The sequence below is a fragment of the Phytopseudomonas punonensis genome, assembly GCF_900142655.1.
GTDB lineage: Bacteria > Pseudomonadota > Gammaproteobacteria > Pseudomonadales > Pseudomonadaceae > Aquipseudomonas > Aquipseudomonas punonensis.
In genome coordinates this window covers 1,292,758-1,310,849 of sequence record NZ_FRBQ01000001.1, presented here as the reverse complement: position 1 = coordinate 1,310,849, position 18,092 = coordinate 1,292,758, and the positions used below count along the sequence as shown (strand labels likewise).

The window sequence follows — 18,092 nt, the reverse complement described above, 5'->3', positions numbered from 1 at the left end:
GTGGTCGAGCGCAGCGATCGCCCTGGGTATCGCTGCGCTCAACGCCAGGCTACTGCGTCACACCAAGTGGCGCATACGGATGGCGGCGTCCACCAGCATGCGTTCGGTGCCCGCCCAGCCGAGGCAGCCGTCGGTGATGGATACACCGTAGCGCAACTCACCGCCCAGGCTCTGGGCGCCGTCGAACAGATGGCTCTCGATCATCACCGCCCGCAGGGCGCCTTCGCCGGCCAGTCGCTGGTCGAGCACGCTGCTCAGCACCTCGGGCTGGCGCAGCGGGTTCTTGCCGCTGTTGGCGTGGCTGCAGTCGACCATGATCCGCGGGGCGATGCCCTGGCGCTCCAGCTCGGCGCGCGCGGTGGCCATGCTGGCGGCATCGTAGTTCGGCCCCGCGTGGCCGCCGCGCAGCACCAGGTGGGTATCCGGGTTGCCATGGGTGTGCACCAGTGCCGGGCGGCCGTGGCCGTCGACGCCGAAGTGCTGGTGGGCGTGAGCCGCCGAGCGCATGGCGTCGCAGGCGATGCCGAGGCTGCCGTCGGTGCCATTCTTGAAACCCACCGGCATCTCCAGGCCGCTGACCAGCTCGCGATGCACCTGGGACTCGCTGGTACGCGCGCCAATCGCCGCCCAGCCGAGCAGGTCGTCGAAGTAGCCGGCCACCAGCGGCTGCAAAATCTCGCTGGCCAACGGCAGGCCCAGCTCCAGCAGCTTGAGCATCAATTTGCGCGAGCGGCGCAGGCCTTCGGCCATATCGCCGCTGCCATCCAGCGCCGGATCGTACACCAGGCCTTTCCAGCCTACCGTGGTACGCGGCTTTTCGACGTAGGCGCGCATCACCAGCAGCAGGCGATCACCCACCCGCTGGCTGAGAGCGGCCAGGCGCTCGGCGTATTCGAGTACGGCGGCATCGTCGTGCAGGGAGCAGGGGCCGACCACCACCAGCAGGCGCGGGTCGTGACCATCGAGAATGGCGCGGATCGAGTGGCGCTGTTGCTGCACCTGGCGGGCAAGGGCCGGGGAGAGTGGCAGTTCTTCGCGCAACTGGGTGGCACTGGGCAAAGGCGAGGTGTGGCGGCGGCTCGGCTGGGCGACCAGGTGCAGATCGGCGGCTTTGGCGGTGGAGCGGGAATTGACGGCTACGGACATGGTGATTTCCTCGGCCGGCGCGGACGTTACCGCGCGCGGCGCACTATCGGGCTCGATGGGATGTTCGATTGAGTGGTTGAGCGGCTTGAGCGCCAGTAAATCGCCAGCTGTAGCGGTAATAGGTTTGGTAGGTGATGCAGTTGAGATAGGCGGTCATGGTGAAATCCTCTGTGAACAATCGATGTGCCGGAAAAAACAAAACCCCCGATCGGGAGGCCGACCGGGGGTTTCGAGAAACTGTCTGGTGGCGACCCTGGGTTACTAGGGCGCCTGTGGGGTATCAGGCGCGCCTGTGGCTAAACCAATACCCATAAAAATACGCGGCTGCTGCGACCACTGATGCCTGGGCACGCGCAATCACGATGCAGGCTGCATCGAGGCGGGTGGCGTTCAGGATCAGGGATGTGGACATGTGCGGCTCCGTTGAATGGCTCGACGTTAATTCATCGCGGTGGTCGATTGCAAGCGCCGTTCGTTGAGTGCGCACGTCGCCACGGTCAACGGCTCTGGCAGGCCATCGAGGGCGAACCAGGCGACATCACTGTGTTTCTCGGGCTCGACGTTGCGCACTTCGTCCTCGACGGCATCGGCTAAGTACAACGGCGCCAGTCATTTCGTAGGGTGGACGACGCTTCATCCGTCCACCAACCTAGCGATCGCAATGGCGGATGAAAAGAGCGTCATCCACCCTACGTCTGTGACTCGGTTAGACGCGAGGTTACTTGTGGGAGCGGGCGGGGACACCCAGTCCATGCCCGCGATTCGCGCGCATGGCGCTCCAACGGTCACAGAGCCACTGAGCCGGTGATCAGGTTTCCTGCCTGCCGATCCACTTGCCCACGGTCGGCGCCTGGTAGCTATCGATCGCCTTCAACAAGGCGTCGATATCCTGCTCGACGATCAGCATTTCGCGGTGCGGCGCCTTGACGAAAGCTTCGTCGACCATGTGATCGAGAAACCCGGCGAGGCGGTCGTAGTAGCCGTTGATATTGAGCAGCGCGCAGGGTTTCTGGTGATGGCCGAGTTGTGCCCAGGTCCACACCTCGAACAATTCTTCCAGGGTGCCGACGCCGCCCGGCAGGGCGATGAAGCCGTCCGACAGCTCGGCCATCAGCGCCTTGCGCTGGTGCATGGAGTCGACGATACGCAGGTCATCGAGGCCGGTATGGGCCACTTCCTTTTCCCACAGCGAACGCGGGATCACGCCGATCACCTCGCCGCCAGCCTCCAGCGCGGCGTTGGCCACGGCGCCCATCAGGCCGACGGAGGCGCCGCCATACACCAGGCCGATGCCGGCCTTGGCGAGGGTTTGGCCGAGGCGGGTGGCCGCCTCGAGATAGACGGGGTTGGTGCCCGCATTGGAGCCGCAGAAAATGCACAGGCGCATCGGAATTTCCCCTGACGGTTAGGCATGCCAAACCAGCGACCTTAGCAGACGAGCGGGGCAGCGCACGACCGCTCGCTGGTACAATGCAGCCTTTGCCCAGCCGGACTGCCCCATGACCGACACCGTCCATTTTCCCCTCGCCGCCGTGGTTGGCGCCGACTCCCTGAAGTTGGCGCTGTGCCTGGTGGCAGTCGATCCGGCGATTGGCGGTGTGCTGATCGAAGGGCCGCGCGGCATGGCCAAATCGACCCTGGCCCGCGGCCTGGCCGAACTGCTGGAGAGCGGCGTGTTCGTCACCCTGCCGCTGGGCGCCAGTGAGGAGCGCATCGTCGGCACCCTTGACCTGGACGCCGCCCTGGGCGAGAGCCGTGCGCAGTTCTCGCCCGGCCTGCTGAGCAAGGCCGATGGTGGGGTGCTGTACGTCGATGAGGTCAACCTGCTGCCCGATCACCTGGTCGACCTGCTGCTCGATGCGGCGGCCAGCGGCGTCAACCATGTCGAGCGCGATGGCATCTCCCATCGCCACGATGCGCGCTTCATTCTGATCGGCACCATGAACGCCGAAGAGGGCGAACTGCGCCCGCAATTGCTCGACCGTTTCGGCCTCAACCTGGCGCTGGATGGCCAGCCGCAACCGGGGGCGCGTGCCGAGATCGTGCGCCGTCGCCTGGCCTTCGATGCCGACCCGCAGGCCTTTGTCGCCAGGTGGGCCGGGCAGCAGCAGGCGCTGGCCGATCGCTGTGTGCAGGCGCGGGCGCGGGTGGCGACTATCCCTCTCGATGACAGGGCGCTCGACACCATCACCGGGCGCTGCTTCGAGGCTGGCGTCGATGGCCTGCGTGCCGATCTGGTCTGGCTGCGTGCCGCCCGTGCCCATGCGGCCTGGCGGGGCGCTGAAAGCATCAGCGAGGATGATATAGAGGCCGTAGCCGGCTTCGTGCTGCGTCATCGTCGTCGCCACACGCCGCCGCAACGGCAGGCGCAACCGCCGGCCAGCCCGCCGCCCAAGGCGCCGAGTGAGCAGCCAGCGGCCGGCGAGGGCAATTGGGGTGAGCTGCCGCCGCAAGCGCAAAGCACCGGCGAGCGCCGTGAGCCGCCGCGCTGGACAAAAAAGCCCTAGGCATTCCCCCGCGCGCCAAGGCGGGGACGGATGCCAGACCGACACCAGGCAAACAGGCAGGCGGGCGCAGTGGTGCCAAGCGGCATAGTGACAGCGGCGCCATCGACTGGCTGGCCACCTTGCTGCAAGGCAAGCCCAGGCGCCGCACCGATCTGCAACGCCGACCGCGCAGCAACGCCCCCACCCAGCTGTGGCTGATGGTCGTCGACGCCTCGGCCTCGACCCGCCGTCATGGCGCCTTGAGCAAGGCCAAGGGCTTGCTCGCCGAGCTGTTCGAGCGCGCCTACCGGGAGCGCGCGCGAATCGCCGTACTCGACGCCCACGGCACCCAGCCGCAGTGGCACTGGCAGGGTCAAAAGGCATCCGGTGCGTTGCAGCAGTGGTTGCGTGAACTCGGTGCTGGCGGCGGTAGCCCGTTGATTCCCGCGCTGCAGCAGGCCCACGACTGGCTGCAGCGTCGCCAGCGCCTCAAACCCGGCGAGGCGCAGCGCCTGCTGGTGATTACCGATGGGCGATTGCGTGAATGGCCGGCGCTCCCCGCCAGCCCTTGCCCGGCCACCCTGGTGGATATCGAATGCGCGCCGATCCGCCTGGGGCGTGCCGTGCAACTGGCCGTCGAACTGGGTGCCGATTACCAGCATGTCGATGACCTGGCTGTGCGTTCGCTACGGCTTCAAGGCGCTACCTCATAGCCACGTAGTCTTCCTGACAGCCATTCGATATTGCCGAAAAACAGAGTCAGGGCTGTGGGTAAGGTGGGCGTCATCCAACCACCGTGCGGAGTCAGTAGTCCTGCGAGCGGTAATCTTCAAAACGGATGGGCGCTTCGCGTTTGCCGGATGTGACCTCATGTACGTCGCGCACTAGCGCGTCGGCGTCAGGATCCTGACTGTCATTGAGCTCCCAGTTCTCGACAATGCGCTTGTGAAATACCCAGTCCTTCAAGGCCTTGTCGTAGCGGAAGGTGAGGTAGTCCGTCCAGTGCTGACCGCAGGCGACACCATTTTCTATGGTGAAGTAGCGATTCTTGATGGCCAGCCGCCGGGCATCGTCGCCAAAGGGGTCGCATTGCCCACCTGCGTCAATCCTGAACACTACATGATCATTTCGTTTGCGCAGTTCGTAAGAGCCGTCAGCACGTTGTGTGAACAGCAGGAGTGGTCTGACGGGAGCCCTTTGCTCGGTCGCTGTCGCCTCCTCTGGTTTATGCAGAACGACGAGATAGTCGGCTAGCCGGTCGTCATCCAGCTCACCCGACTCATAACGGAGAACTGAATAACATCAGGTATTTTTTCCAGGATGCTGGTCGGAAGCTCGTGAGCGCTTGCCAGCGAACTGATCAGTAGCAGGGTATAGACAACGTTCTTCATGTTCGTGAGTCTTCCGTGAGCGCCTTAAGGCGCGTGAGCAGTTTCTGTCTACAGTCAAGCTGCGGATGGATCGCAGCAGGATACCGGCTCGAAACATTGCGTACACTGGCGCGCTAACTCCGCAACAAGGCCACTCCTCGATGCATACCCTCGACCAATTGCGTTCCGGCCAGCTCAAGGGCATCACCCGCCTCGATCTGTCCGCGTCGCTCACGCACTTTCCCGAGGAAATCTTCACCCTGGCCGACAGCCTGGAAGTGCTCAACCTGAGCGGCAACCGGTTGAGCGATCTGCCCGAGGATCTGCACCGGCTGCATCGTCTGCAAGTGCTTTTCTGTTCGGAAAACCGCTTCGAGCATGTGCCGGAGTCGGTTGGCAGTTGTCCGAATCTGCGCATGGTCGGCTTCAAGTCCAACCGCATTCGTGAGTTGTCTGCGGGGGCCCTGCCGCCGCGGCTGAGGTGGCTGATCCTGACCGACAATTGCCTGGAAACCTTGCCCGACGAGCTGGGTGACTGCAGCGAGCTGCAGAAGCTGATGCTGGCCGGTAACCGCTTGCGTGATTTACCGGCGAGCCTGGCGCGGCTGCACAAGCTTGAGCTGCTGCGCATCGCTGCCAATCAGCTACCCGCCCTGCCGGATTTTCTGCTGCAACTGCCCAGCCTGGCGTGGCTGGCCCATGCCGGAAATCCTTTCGCCGAAGCGAGCGCGCCCGAGTCTCACACGCCCGATGTGCGCTGGGGCGACTTGCATCCGGGCGAGGTGCTGGGCCAGGGGGCGTCGGGCATCATCCACCGCGCCGACTGGCAGCGGGCCGATGGCCAGCGCCAGCCCGTGGCCCTGAAGCTGTTCAAGGGGCAGATGACCAGCGATGGCACACCGCAGAGCGAAATGGCCGCGTGCCTGACCGTGGGACAGCATCCCAACCTGATCGGCGCGATTGGTCGCGTGGTCGACCATCCGCAAGGCGAGCAGGGCTTGTTGCTGAGCTTGGTCGAGCCGCGCTTCAGCATCCTGGCCGGGCCGCCGAGCCTGCAGAGCTGCAGCCGCGATGTGTACCCGAGCGAATGGCGGGTGCCGTTCGTGAAGGCGCTGCGCGTGGCCAGCGGTATCGCCTCGGCGCTGCGTCACCTGCACGCCCGCGGCGTTACCCATGGCGACCTGTACGGCCATAACATTCTGATCGACGAGGCCGGCAATGCGCTGCTTGGCGACTTTGGCGCGGCGTCCTTCCTGCCCGCTGCCGCGCCGTCGCAGCACGGGTTGCTGCAACGTATCGAGGTACGGGCGTTCGGCATTCTGCTCGAGGAACTGCTGCAGCGCTGCGAGGTGCCGGGTGAGCATGCCGCGCAATTGGCCGAGCTGGTGCGGCGCTGCCAGCAACCAGAGGTCGGCGCGCGTCCGGGCTTCATCGAGATCGACGCGGCGTTGGCAGGCCTGCTCTGACAGCGCGCTTGCGCTACTCGGTATAGCGCAGCACCAGTAGCTGGCGTTCGAGGCTCGCCCCGAACAGCTCGCGAACCTGGGGCTGGTTGCCCTCGCGGGCATACAGGCGCACGAGCAGGTCGAGCAGCGTCGCGGCCTGCTGCGCATCCAGAGCGCGTGTGCGTCGGAAGGCGATCAGGCTGGCGCCAAGGCCGAACAGCCGGTAGCCGTAGTGGTCTTCCAGGTGCTCGGCCAGGCGGAAGTTCTCCATGGGCGACAGGTCGCAGGAAAAGTAGCCGTTGGCGAAACCATAGAGCGACTCGCAGGCGCGCTGCGCCGGAATACGCAGCAGGTAGCACTCGCCATCGAGCTGCGAAACCAGGTCGGTGTTGGCTGCCGTCAGCTCGGCCAGGCTGTCTTCGTCGAGGCGCAGATCCTTGGCGAAGATGCTGTCGAACGAGGTCTGCGGCAACAGGCGCCCGAAGCCCAGGCGACGAATGTGCAGACGTTGCTCCACAGTCAGGTCTTCACGCGGGTAGCCGTCTTGCAGCCAGCTCGGCTCGATGTCGGCGTCCTGCAGCCAATCGCCGCTGTCGAGGTCGTGATAGTGGCTGGCGTGCATCGAGGTGTAGAGCGCCTGGCCGAGATCTTCGAGGGTAAACAGGTACTGGTGGCCGGCTGGCGCCTCGTCATACGCCTCGAGCAGATCGGTCAGGCTGATCGGGCCGTGAACCCGATAGCACTGGCCGAGCAGGCGGTCATCGGGCTGAGGGTCGAGTTCGAGTCGCATGGCAGGCCCACCGAGAAATGAGTGGGCTGCATCATAACGTGGCCGTTATTTCATCGGCTCATCCAGCGAGCGCTTCGACGACTCCGGCAGCGCCAGGCCGCCGGCCAGGGCCAGCAGGGCGATGGCGATCAGGTAGAAGGCCGGTGACATGCGGTTGCCGGTCACCTCGATCAGCCAGGTGGCGACCAGTGGTGCGGTGCCGCCGAACACCGTGTAGGCCAGGTTGTAGGTGAACGCCGAAGCCGTGTAGCGCACGCGGGTGGGGAACTGCTCGGAGAGCAGTACGGCGGTCACCACGCCGCAGATCACCGCGCCGACGGCCAGCAGCATGGCGCCGATGGCCGAGGCCCACAGGGTGCCGGAGGCGGCCAGGGTGAAGGCGGGGTACACCGCGACGATCAGCGCGATGCCGGCGGTGAGGATGGTGCGCCGACGGCCGACGCGGTCCGAGTAGCGGCCCACCAACGGGCACAGCAGAGCGGCGAAGAACAGCGCCACCAGGCTGGCCAGCAGGGCGGTCGGCCTGGCAGCGCCGCCGACCACCTGCATGTATGTGGTCAGGTAGGTGGTGAACATGTAAAACGATAGCGCCGTGGCAGAGATGAACGCCGACAGGCACAGCACGGTGCCGCCATGCTCGCGCAGGGTTTCGCGCAGCGGCGAGTGTTCGGGGTGGGCTTGCGCTGCCAGGGCCTGGAAGGCCGGCGATTCGTCCAGGCGCAGGCGCATATACAGGCCGACCAGGCCCAGGGGCGCGGCGATCAGGAACGGCACGCGCCAGCCCCAGGCCTGCATTTGCGCTTCGTCCAGCCAGATGCCCATGCCGAAAACCAACCCCGCCGCACAGGCGAAAGCCGCGAAGGTGGAGACCGGCACGAAGCTGCCATAGCGCGCCTTCTGCTCGGTGGGCGCGTGCTCCATGACGAAAGCGCAGGCACCGGCGTATTCACCGCCGGCGGAGAAGCCCTGCAGGCAGCGGGCCAGGGCCAGCAGCAGCGGGGCGACCAGGCCGATGCTGGCGTAGGTGGGCAGCAGGCCGATCAGCGTGGTGGCGCCGGCCATCAGCAATACGGTGATCGACAGCACGCGCTTGCGGCCGATGCGGTCGCCGAGAATACCGAAGACGATGCCGCCCAGCGGGCGCAGGGCGAACGACACGGCGAACACCGCGAAGGTCTGCAGCAGCGCCAGGGTTGGGTTGCCCGGCGGGAAGAACAGCGAGGCGATGGTCACGGCGAGGAAACCGTAGACCGCGAAGTCGAACCATTCGACGAAGTTGCCGATGGCCGAGGCGGCGATCACCTTGTGCAAGGTGCGCCGATCGACCGGCACGGCCGGTTGTGGATAAGTCGTGACGCTCATGGCGGCCTCCGCGCGATTACTCCAACGTGCGGACGCGCCTGGCGTGGGCCTTGGCGTCCATCTGTGGATAACCTACGTGGCTGGCGGTTAATGCCGGGATTCGAGTGCGACCTGGGGGTAGTCGTGAGCGACAGCGTAGGCCTTGGCAGCCTTGGGGCGGCGAGTGTTGTGGTGGATAAGCTGCGCGTTATCCACCCTACCTGTGGGAGCGCGCCATGCGCGCGAACGAGTCACGGGCATGGACTGGGCGTCCCCGCCCGTTCCCACTGGGATCAGTCAATATCTTCTGCCGTAGCCTGGGTCGAGCGCAGCGACACCCAGGAGAACCCCCGCCGATCTAATGCCCACAAAAAAGCCGACCCGGAGGTCGGCTTTCTCGTCGCAGCGCAGCTGGCGCTTACAGCGCGTCGCGGCTGCTGGCGCCATCTACCAGGCGGGCGATCTGCAGCGGGTTGGCGTTCTTCAACGCGTCCGGCAGCAGGGCGTCTGGGCAGTTCTGGTAGCACACCGGGCGCAGGAAGCGGTCGATGGCCAGGGTGCCGACGGAGGTGCCGCGCGCGTCGGAAGTCGCCGGGTACGGGCCGCCATGCACCATGGAGTCGCAGACTTCCACGCCAGTCGGGTAGCCGTTGAACAGCACGCGACCGACTTTCTGCTCGAGCAGCGCGAACAGCTCTTCGCTGCCGGCCAGATCGCCCGGCTCGGTGAGCAGGGTGGCGGTCAGCTGACCGTGCAGGCCGTTGATGGCCTTCAGCAGCTCGGCCTTGTCGGCCACTTCGACGACGATGGTGGTCGGGCCGAAGACTTCTTCCTGCAGCAGTTCGTCGCCGTTGAGCAGCAGGCTGACATCGGCTTTGAACAGTTGCGGACGCGCCTGGTTGCCTTCCTGCTTGGCACCGGTCAGGTGGGTGATGCCGGAATGTGCGTTGAGCGCTTCCAGGCCTTTCACGTAGCTCTTCAGGGTGCCGGCGTTGAGCATGGTTTGCGGCTGCTGCTCGGCCATCTTGGCGGTGAAGCTTTCCAGGAAGGCGCTGAACTCAGGCGAGCGAATACCGATCACCAGACCTGGGTTGGTGCAGAACTGGCCACAGCCCATGACCACCGAACCCGCCAGCTCGCCGGCGATTTTCTCGCCACGGGCCTTGATGGCTTCCGGCAGCAGAATGACCGGGTTGATGCTGCTCATCTCGGCGAATACCGGGATCGGATGCGGGCGTGCTGCAGCCATGTCGCACAGGGCGCGGCCGCCTTTCAGCGAGCCGGTGAAGCCGACGGCCTGGATGGCCGGGTGCTTAACCAGTGCCTCGCCAACGCCCGAACCGTAGATCATGTTGAACACGCCCTTGGGCATGGCGGTTTTCTCGGCGGCGCGCAGGATGGCTTCACCCACATGGGCGGCGGTGGTCATGTGGCCGCTGTGGGCCTTGAACACCACCGGGCAACCGGCGGCCAGGGCGGCGGCGGTGTCACCACCGGCGGTGGAGAAGGCCAGCGGGAAGTTGCTGGCGCCGAACACGGCAACCGGGCCGAGGCCGATGCGGTACTGGCGCAGATCCGGGCGCGGCAGCGGCTGGCGATCCGGCAGGGCACGGTCGATGCGCGCGCCGTAGAAGTCGCCACGGCGCAGCACTTTGGCGAACAGGCGCATCTGGCCGCTGGTACGGCCGCGCTCACCCTGGATACGGGCGGTCGGCAGGGCGGTTTCGCGGGTTACGGTAGCGACGAACTCGTCACCCAGGGCGTCCAGCTCGTCGGCGATGGCGTCGAGGAATGCGGCGCGCTTCTCTGCCGACAGGCTGCGGTAAGCGGGGTAGGCAGCAGCAGCAGCTTTGGCGGCGGCATCGACTTCTTCAGGGGTGGCCTGGATGAAATCGTAGGGCAGGGCTTCGCCAGTGGTAGCGTCATGGCTCTTGTGAACGACGGAGCCGGCTGCGCTGAACGCGCCGCCGATGATGTTGTGGCCGATGGTAGCGGGCATTGTTAGCTCCTGTTGGGGACGAATGAACACGTACGAAAAGGCTTTGATTGTACGATGTCTGATCAGTTGCGCAAGCCTGCCATTTTTCTTGTGTTGTGCTGAGTCCGCTCGCTTCCCTATTTAGATGAGCAAGGGGCTGCGTCGGCAGGGCGTCAAGCTCGCGGGGGCAGGCTGGATCGGTGGCTTGCGTGAGTATCTCGGCAGATCTTTGCAGGCTTGGTGATCTACTCGCAGATTCCGGCAGTTGGGGATAACTACGAGCCCGCTTGGCCGGATGCGCTGCTGGCATCCGGCCTATGTGGGACGATCAGACGGCGCTGTTTTCGGCCGACCAGTTGGCGTACCACTGGCGGAACAGCTGGTACTGGGTCTCGGCGTAGTTACGCTGGGCATCGCTGAGGGCATCGGTTTCATAGAAGTGCAGGGCGTATTCCGGGTCGCCGCCGAGCACCATCAGGTGCTTGTAGTAGAGGACCAGGTCGGTGCCTTCGTCGAAGGACGACAGCACGTTCAGCGCCTCGGAAAGCTCCAGGGCGCGACGGCGGGCCACGGCATCGCCCTTGGCGGCCTGCTTGCTCAGCTCGACCAGCTGCAGCACTTCGTGCGGCAGGGCGTTGCCGATCCCGGTGATGGCGCCAGTCGCGCCGCAATTGACGAAGCCGTGCACCACCTGGGTGTCGACGCCGGCCATGAGAATCACGTCCTTATCCTGGGAGGTGATGTGCTCGGCGGCGTAGCGCATGTCGGCGGCGCCACCGAATTCCTTGAAGCCGATCAGGTTGGGGTATTGGCGACGCAGCTTGAAGAACAACTCGGCGCGGGTAGCGAAGCCGTAGTACGGGCTGTTGTAGATCACCGCCGGCAGTTCTGGCGCTGCTTCGAGAATGGCGGCGAAGTGCGCTTCCTGGGCGGCTGGCGACGCACCGCGGGACAACACGCGCGGGATGACCATCAGACCATGGGCGCCGACCTTGGCGGCGTGGGCGGCGTGGGATACCGCTTCGCGGCTGTTCACCGCCCCGGTACCAACGATGGTCGGGATGCCGGCAGCCACCAGGCGCGCCACGCCTTCCTGGCGTTGGGCCTCGGTAAGCAACGGCCAGTCGCCCATGGAGCCGCAGTAGACCACTGCGCTCATGCCGGCCTGGATCAGCTCTTTAGCCTTGCGCACCAGGGCGTCGAAGTCCGGTTTGCGCTCGGGGGTGCAGGGGGTCATCAGGGCGGGGATGGTGCCGTTGAAGATGTTACTGCTCATCGTGTTGCCTCCCAGGAACATTATAGGAAATTTCGTATACGATATTTAATGTGCAACCGCTGTGCCTGTTCTGCTGCGTGGTGCTGCAGGCCGCGTGCTATGGCGGATCGAAAGGGAATGAGGGTTAAAAGGGCAGTCAAGAACCCAGGTCGGGTGTTACAGATGGGAGCGATAGCCGCGCACTGTCGCCCTGTTTCGGAACACCCGGTGGTATCAGCCGGCGTGGGATTCGCGGAACTGGCTGGGCGTCAGCCCGGTAAGCGCACGGAACTGGCGGCTGAAGGCACTGTGGTCGGTGTAACCGCAGCGCAGGGCGATTTCGGTGATTGGCAGGTCGTGCTGCAGCAGGCGGCTGGCCTCGCCGAGGCGTGCCTTGTGGATCATCTGCCGCGGGGTGAGCTGGAAGATGCGTTTGCAGTGGCGCTCCAATTGCGCCACTGACAATCCGGCCAGCTCGGTGAGCTCGGCCAGGCTGATCGGCCGGGCGAAGTGCTCGCGGATATAGGCATCCACCGCCGCGAGCTTTGGGTAGGCCGGGTGGCCTGACTGCGGCAGCTGTACATCCCGGGAGATACCGGCCAGGCCGATGATGTCTCCGGACCGATTGCGAAGCGCCAGCTTGTGGGTCAGGCACCAGACCGGCTGGTTGCCGTAATAAAGGTGCAGCTCCAACTGGTCGTCGAGCTGGCTACCGTCATCCAGTACGCGCCGATCCTGCGCGGTATAGGAGGGTCCGAAGCTGGCCGGGAACACTTGTTCGGCGGTCATCCCCACCAGCTTGTCTTTGCTCTTGAAGCCCAGCCGCTGGGCCAGGGTCTGGTTGACCAGGGCGTAGCGGGTCTGGGTGTCCTTGATGAAGAACACCACCTCCGGCATGGCATCGAGCAACGGCTCGATCTGCATGAGAGTGCTGATCAATGTCGGCAGGTCGGGATGAGGCGAGTTAGGTAGCAGGCTGTGCATGGCTGGCTGCAGACAGTTCGAATAGCTGCAGAGCCTAGCGCGTTATCAGCAGGCAGGCAGCTATTGAGTCTGTGCGGCTGCAAGGATTGTGGTGGGAGGGGAAGCGGCTGGCGCACACGCCAGAAAGCAGAAAGGGGAGCCGAGGCTCCCCTAAATCTTGTTCGAATCATCGTTCTTGTTAGTGCTAACGGCCTATTGTTCTTGTTTTAGCCGAGGCCTCCAAAGGAGGCCAAGAGCGAACGGATTTGTTTGGACGCTGATGTTGCCGTGATCCGTAGATCCAACCCGTCTGTCGCTGCCTTGCAAAGCAGTTTTATTGTTCTCGACCCGGTTGCGGTACAAGCCCGAGGGCGGTCCTCTCCAAAGAAATCAGTTAGCTGCGTCTCTGCGTTTTTGTCTTTCTTATGCTAGAGCCGTTGTCTTGTTCTTGTTATGGGGTGTGTCTTGTTATTTTTGTTGTGCGGGAGATAGAGCATAACCTGTGCCAGTTTTGGAATATCTTTATTTATCAGTAACTTAAGTTTTTCTTCGTTTTTCTGACTGTGCTGCGGAGCACAAAAGCGTTACCGCGTTACCCGCTTTGTTACCGTTTGAGGTGTGCGGCTCACCCGCGATTGGAATTAGCTGCACGTTCTCGGCGAGCAGCTCTGGGCCGCCTCTTCCAGCTGCATGAGGGTGTCGACTCGGGTCGGTGTGAAGGGCGGTCGCGGCGCTGTGGGCTGCCAATCGAACAGGTATTGCGCGGCACCGCCGCAGATTTTTCCCTGGCAGGCGCCCATGCCGCAGCGCGTCGCCAGCTTCGCTTCACGCCAGTTGCTGTGTGCGGCCACGGCGGCGTAGGGGACGTCTTCGCAGCGGCACAGCAGGGTGTCTGATTGCGCCAGGCGTTTGAGTGCGGGGTCCAGCGCGAAGTATTTGTGCAGCGCATCGGCAAAGCGTTGCCAGCGGGCACGGGTTGCCCACATCCGCCGCGCGGCCTCGCGGTTGCCGGCCGCGGCGTGGCCGGCAATGCGGCCTTCGACCAGGGCCAGTTCGCTGCCGCCGAACCCGGTACATTCGCCCGCCGCGTAGATGCCGGCCACATCGGTCGCCTGCCAGGCGTCCACCTTGATGGCGCTGTTACCCAGCGCACAGCCGAGGGCCTGGCCTAGTTGCACGTTGGGGATCAGGCCGAAACCGCAGGCCAGGCGCTCGCACGCCAGCTCTTCGAGCTTGCCGTCACGCTGCAGGCGCACACCTTCCAGGCGATCCTGCCCCAGCGCGGCGACGATGCGTGTAGCGGGCCGATAACCGCCATCGAACAGGCCGAAGGACTGCAACAGCTTGTGCGGCCAGCGCGGCAATTGCGCGGCGAAACCTGCGACCGCCCGCAGCGATGCCTGCTCGGCAATGCGCAGCACCCTGGCACCGTTGTGTTTCGCCGTGCTCGCGCTGGCCAGCAGCAGCGGGCCGCTGCCAGCGATCACAATGCGTTCACCGGCGACCGGCAAGCCGCCCTTGATCAGCGCCTGCAGGCCGCCGGCACCGGTAACGCCGGGCAATGTCCAGCCGGGAAACGGCAGTAACAGTTCCCGCGCGCCGGTACACAGGATCAGCTTGCGATAGCTGATCACCCAGCCGTGCTCGGGATCTTCCACCAGCAGCGCATGGCTGCCGGCGCGGGCCACCACGCGGGTGGCGGCGTGGCGCTGGATACCGGCGTGGTTATCCACAGCATCGCGCAGGCGGCGCGCCTGGTCAGGCACCTTCGCCCCCGCGCCATCGCGCCAGATCTGCCCGCCGGGCAATGGATTGTCGTCGAGCAGCACCACGCGCATCCCGTCGCCTGCGGCGGCCAGCGCTGCGGACAGGCCGGCCGGGCCGGCGCCGATGATCAGTACGTCAGCCTGTTCGCTCATGGCCGTGTCTCCACCTGCATGCCATCGCGGCACAGGGTCTGGCAGGCCAGGCGGCGCAGGCCATCGATAGTTACCCGGCATTCCTGGCAGATGCCCATGCCACACAGTGGTGCTCGGCGCTGGCCGCTGACCGAGGTACGTGTGCTGCCGTCGCCGCCCAAGGCGAGCGCGGCAGCGACCGTGGTGCCCGGCGCTACGCTGAGCGGGCGCCCATCGAGGTGCAGATCAGGCATGAACGGGCTCTCCAAGGTAACGCTGGGGCGCATAGGCGGCTGCGGGAATGGGCTCGGCCTCGCCCCACAGCAGCGCTGCGAGCAGGTCGGCGGTGCCCGGCGCGGCGGTAACACCCAGGCCTTCGTGGCCGACCGCCAGCCATAGCCCAGGCTGCGCGGGGTGTTCGCCAATCAGCGGCATGCCGTCTGGTGTGGCGGCGCGAAAGCCGGCCCAGGCGCGGATGCCGTTGAGTTGCGCCAGGCTCGGCGCATAGCTCGCGGCATGCTTGAGCATGCGCGCCAGCAACCAGCCGTCGACCTCGGGATCAAGGTTATCGAACTGCCGCGAGGTGCCGATGAACAGCTGACCCGTCGGCCGTGGCTGGATATTGCAGGCCACCGAGGCGCCGCTGGTGTTGTGCACGCTGGTCAGGTAACTGAGTTCGGTGATGGTGTGGGTGACCGGGTGCGGGTAGCGGTCGGTGATCAGCAGGTGGCCCTTCTTCGCCGCGATGGGCAGCTCCGGACAGAGCTCCACGGCTTGAATACCGTTGGCCAGCACCACGGCATCGGCGCCCAGCCAGCTGCCGTCTTCGAGGCGCACGCGGTTGCCGTCCAGCTCCGTGACCTTGGCGCGACGCCTGGTGATACGCGGGTTGTCGAGCATCCAGCGTGCAGTGTTCGGTGCATAGAGAATGCCGTCGTCGGGCAGGCGCAGGGCGCCGTGCAGGCCGTCGCGCAGGATCGGTTCCATGGCCTGCAGCGCGTGGCCGGGTACCATCTCGCAGCGTACTCCCTCGGCGCGCAGGTTGATGCACTTGGCTTCCGCGCCCGCCAGCTCTTCTTCGTTGGCGGCCAGCCACAGCGTGCCGTTGTTGCGATACGCGCAGTCGTCCGGCAATTGCGGGCCCAGCTCGCGCCAGCGGCTCACCGAGTAGAGGCTGATGTCGAGTTCGGCCTGGTTGTCGTCGAGCACCAGCAGGTGGCCCATGCCGGCGGCGGTGGCGCCGTGCAGGCCGGCATCGAGGACCAGTACCTGCTGGCCGCGGCGGGCCAGTTCGCGGGCGCAGGCGGCGCCGATGATGCCGGCACCGATAACGATCACATCGGCGACCCGCAACGGGTTCACGGGCGGATGCCCCAGGCGAACGGGTCGTCCTGTTCGAGCAGCAGGGTGGCCTCGGCGCTGATATTGGCGCGCCCGCGGATGGTCGGAATCACCTTGTCGCCCTGCCACTCGAACGAGCCTTCGAACAGGCTGCCGATCACGCTGGCCTGGCGCCAGATCTCGCCGGGTTGTAGCTTGCCGTCGGCGGCCAGGCAGGCCAGCTTGGCGCTGGTGCCGGTGCCGCAGGGCGAGCGGTCGTAAGCCTTGCCAGGGCAGAGCACGAAATTCCTGCTGTCGGCTCGCAGCGAAGCTGCTGCGCTCGATGATGCGGCGTTGGGAACTGGCGAAAAATGCTCATTTACAGCTAGTAAACTGCGCTTTTTCGCCAGCTCCCGCCTTGCCTCCTCTTCGCTCGCGACGCTTGGCTGCGAGCCTTCCGGCTGTTCATTTTCGGCAAACAGCTCGATATGGTCGATCAGGCCGCCGTCCTCGCCACGAATACCCTGGTCTTCCAGCGCCTTTTGCACGGCGTAGGTGTAGGCGGTCAGCGCTTCGACGTTGTCGCCGGTGATGCGCTGGCCGTGGTCGGCGATCAGGAAGAACCAGTTGCCGCCCCAGGCGATATCGCCCTGCACCAGGCCGTAGCCCGGCACCTGCAGTTCGACGGCCTGGCGGTAACGGTAGGACGGCACGTTGCGCACGCTGACCGAGCGATCCTCGTGCAAGGTCGCCTCGACCGTGCCCACCGGCGTTTCGATCTTGTGCACGCCAGCGCCGATGCGGCCCATATGGGCCAGCGATACCACCAAACCGATGGTGCCGTGCCCGCACATGCCGAGGTAGCCGGTGTTGTTGAAGAAGATCACCCCGGCACAGGCGCTGGGGTCGACGGGCTCGCAGAGCAGGGCGCCAACCAGTACGTCATTGCCGCGCGGTTCGAGAATGCAGGCAGCGCGCCAGGCATCGTGCTCGCTGGCCAGCAGTTGCTTGCGCTCGGCCATGCTGCCCGTGCCGAGGTCAGGAAACCCGCTGACCACCAGCCGGGTTGGCTCGCCGCCGGTATGGGAGTCGATCACTTCGATACGTTTCATGGGCGCTGCACCTGTATGCCGATTGAATGGCTACAGCGTGACGCGAGGCGGGCCAGACGGCTTGAAGGATTTGCGCGGGGGCGATGACGAAATCGGCATAGTGATCCAGGCCGTTCGTTACGCTTTGGGTGGAATTATTTAGCCAGGCTTGCTCGGCTGAAGCGCATTGCCGCCCGGCCAACCTACGACATGTGCGCCCCATAGGGTGGGCTCCAGGCCACCCATTCGGTCGCGTTCTTGAATCTCAGCCCTCTTTGGCGCTGACGATCCCGGCGACCAAGCCCGGTTTGCAATTAATGAACGCCGAGCCCTTTAGCCAGCGTTTGTCCGGGTAATACGAAAACATGAATTGGCCGCCCTTGAGGCTGTCTACCACCATGCGTGCGACTTCCGGGCGTACCGCGGGGCAGCCCTGGCTGCGACCGATGCGGCCCTGGGTCTTGATCCAGGCCGGGTTCACGTAGTCGGCGGGGTGGATGACGATGGCGCGCTGCCGGGCCAGGTCGTTGAAGCCGGGCTCCAGGCCGTCCATACGCAGCGAGTAGCCATGTTTGCCGGTGTAGCTCTCTTGGGTGCGGAATAGGCCAATGCTGGATTGGTGGCTGCCTTCGTTGTTGGAGAAACGGGTGGCGAAGTTGTCACCGGACTGTTGGCCGTGGGCGACCAGGTCATGCAGCAGCAGGCGCTTCTTGGTCAGGTCGAAGATCCAAAGGCGGCGTTCGCTGGAGGGTTTGGAAAAGTCGATGACAGCGAGACGCTGGGCAGGTACGGCGCCGTTATTGATGGCGCAACGCATGGCGTCGATGGCATGGTTAAGCACCTTGCGGTTCAGCGCCGGTGCTTGTGCAGACAGGCCTTCCAGCAGGGGATCGGGCGCCAGGGTGGCGGCCATCACGGATGGAACGGGCAATGCCAGGCAAAGAAAGGCTAAGCAAATTCGCTGAATCGTGGTCATCATTTCAAGTCTCTGAGTTTCTACCCTCGACGG

General features: G+C 65.0%; 18 protein-coding genes. 3 read left to right on the top strand and 15 right to left on the bottom strand.

What is annotated here, in order from left to right:
* Positions 1-57: 57 nt before the first annotated feature.
* From BUC40_RS05950 to BUC40_RS05945, 4 genes are all read right to left on the bottom strand, one after another.
* On the bottom strand, positions 58-1,146 hold the full coding sequence (locus BUC40_RS05950; protein ID WP_073263530.1) for a 3-deoxy-7-phosphoheptulonate synthase: 1,089 nt from the start codon (positions 1,144-1,146) through the stop codon (positions 58-60).
* 280 nt (positions 1,147-1,426) lie between these two features.
* Positions 1,427-1,558 carry a hypothetical protein gene (locus BUC40_RS23220; RefSeq protein WP_279627110.1) on the bottom strand — a complete coding sequence of 44 codons (132 nt, stop codon included), beginning with the start codon at positions 1,556-1,558 and terminating at the stop codon, positions 1,427-1,429.
* Positions 1,559-1,584: 26 nt separating this feature from the next.
* On the bottom strand, positions 1,585-1,746 hold the full coding sequence (locus tag BUC40_RS22635; protein WP_208605745.1) for an NUDIX hydrolase: 162 nt from the start codon (positions 1,744-1,746) through the stop codon (positions 1,585-1,587).
* Between the two features lie 208 nt (positions 1,747-1,954).
* A complete protein-coding gene (locus tag BUC40_RS05945; protein WP_073263529.1) occupies positions 1,955-2,533 on the bottom strand; it encodes an LOG family protein in 579 nt (192 codons plus the stop codon).
* 112 nt (positions 2,534-2,645) lie between these two features.
* Here BUC40_RS05945 and BUC40_RS05940 point away from each other — a divergent pair, with 112 nt between their 5' ends.
* Positions 2,646-3,653: a magnesium chelatase ATPase subunit I gene (locus BUC40_RS05940; protein WP_073263527.1), complete on the top strand. Its 1,008-nt coding sequence runs from the start codon at positions 2,646-2,648 to the stop codon at positions 3,651-3,653.
* Complete coding sequence (locus BUC40_RS05935) at positions 3,635-4,345, top strand: vWA domain-containing protein (protein WP_073263525.1); 711 nt, start codon at positions 3,635-3,637, stop codon at positions 4,343-4,345. The genes BUC40_RS05940 and BUC40_RS05935 overlap by 19 nt, the downstream gene beginning before the upstream one ends.
* Before the next feature lie 91 nt (positions 4,346-4,436).
* On the opposite strand, the gene BUC40_RS22995 is transcribed toward BUC40_RS05935, so the two are convergent.
* A complete protein-coding gene (locus tag BUC40_RS22995; RefSeq protein ID WP_208605744.1) occupies positions 4,437-4,748 on the bottom strand; it encodes a hypothetical protein in 312 nt (103 codons plus the stop codon).
* Positions 4,749-5,163: 415 nt separating this feature from the next.
* On the opposite strand from BUC40_RS22995, the gene BUC40_RS05925 reads away from it, so the two are divergent.
* Complete coding sequence (locus BUC40_RS05925) at positions 5,164-6,468, top strand: leucine-rich repeat-containing protein kinase family protein (protein ID WP_073263523.1); 1,305 nt, start codon at positions 5,164-5,166, stop codon at positions 6,466-6,468.
* 13 nt (positions 6,469-6,481) lie between these two features.
* Here BUC40_RS05925 and BUC40_RS05920 read toward each other — a convergent pair whose 3' ends face one another.
* From BUC40_RS05920 to BUC40_RS05870, 10 genes are all read right to left on the bottom strand, one after another.
* A complete protein-coding gene (locus BUC40_RS05920) occupies positions 6,482-7,237 on the bottom strand; it encodes a hypothetical protein (RefSeq protein WP_073263521.1) in 756 nt (251 codons plus the stop codon).
* A gap of 45 nt (positions 7,238-7,282) precedes the next feature.
* On the bottom strand, positions 7,283-8,599 hold the full coding sequence (locus BUC40_RS05915; RefSeq protein ID WP_073263519.1) for an MFS transporter: 1,317 nt from the start codon (positions 8,597-8,599) through the stop codon (positions 7,283-7,285).
* A gap of 397 nt (positions 8,600-8,996) precedes the next feature.
* Positions 8,997-10,577 (bottom strand): aldehyde dehydrogenase (NADP(+)), encoded by a 1,581-nt coding sequence (locus BUC40_RS05910; RefSeq protein ID WP_073263517.1) that lies wholly within the window; start codon positions 10,575-10,577, stop codon positions 8,997-8,999.
* Between the two features lie 307 nt (positions 10,578-10,884).
* On the bottom strand, positions 10,885-11,832 hold the full coding sequence (locus BUC40_RS05905; RefSeq protein WP_073263515.1) for a dihydrodipicolinate synthase family protein: 948 nt from the start codon (positions 11,830-11,832) through the stop codon (positions 10,885-10,887).
* Positions 11,833-12,045: 213 nt separating this feature from the next.
* A complete protein-coding gene (locus BUC40_RS05900; RefSeq protein WP_073263513.1) occupies positions 12,046-12,795 on the bottom strand; it encodes an AraC family transcriptional regulator in 750 nt (249 codons plus the stop codon).
* 620 nt (positions 12,796-13,415) lie between these two features.
* Positions 13,416-14,693, bottom strand: coding sequence for an NAD(P)/FAD-dependent oxidoreductase (locus BUC40_RS05895; protein ID WP_073263511.1), 1,278 nt, complete (start codon positions 14,691-14,693; stop codon positions 13,416-13,418).
* Positions 14,690-14,926, bottom strand: a complete 237-nt coding sequence (locus BUC40_RS05890; RefSeq protein WP_073263509.1) for a (2Fe-2S)-binding protein — start codon at positions 14,924-14,926, stop codon at positions 14,690-14,692. The genes BUC40_RS05895 and BUC40_RS05890 overlap by 4 nt, the downstream gene beginning before the upstream one ends.
* Positions 14,919-16,034, bottom strand: coding sequence for an NAD(P)/FAD-dependent oxidoreductase (locus BUC40_RS05885; RefSeq protein ID WP_073263507.1), 1,116 nt, complete (start codon positions 16,032-16,034; stop codon positions 14,919-14,921). Before BUC40_RS05885 ends, BUC40_RS05890 begins: the two co-directional genes overlap by 8 nt.
* Positions 16,031-17,104: a proline racemase family protein gene (locus tag BUC40_RS23110; protein WP_244160603.1), complete on the bottom strand. Its 1,074-nt coding sequence runs from the start codon at positions 17,102-17,104 to the stop codon at positions 16,031-16,033. Before BUC40_RS23110 ends, BUC40_RS05885 begins: the two co-directional genes overlap by 4 nt.
* Before the next feature lie 244 nt (positions 17,105-17,348).
* Entirely contained in the window at positions 17,349-18,062 is a 714-nt protein-coding gene (locus tag BUC40_RS05870) for a murein L,D-transpeptidase catalytic domain family protein (RefSeq protein ID WP_073263505.1), read from the bottom strand.
* Positions 18,063-18,092 lie beyond the last annotated feature (30 nt).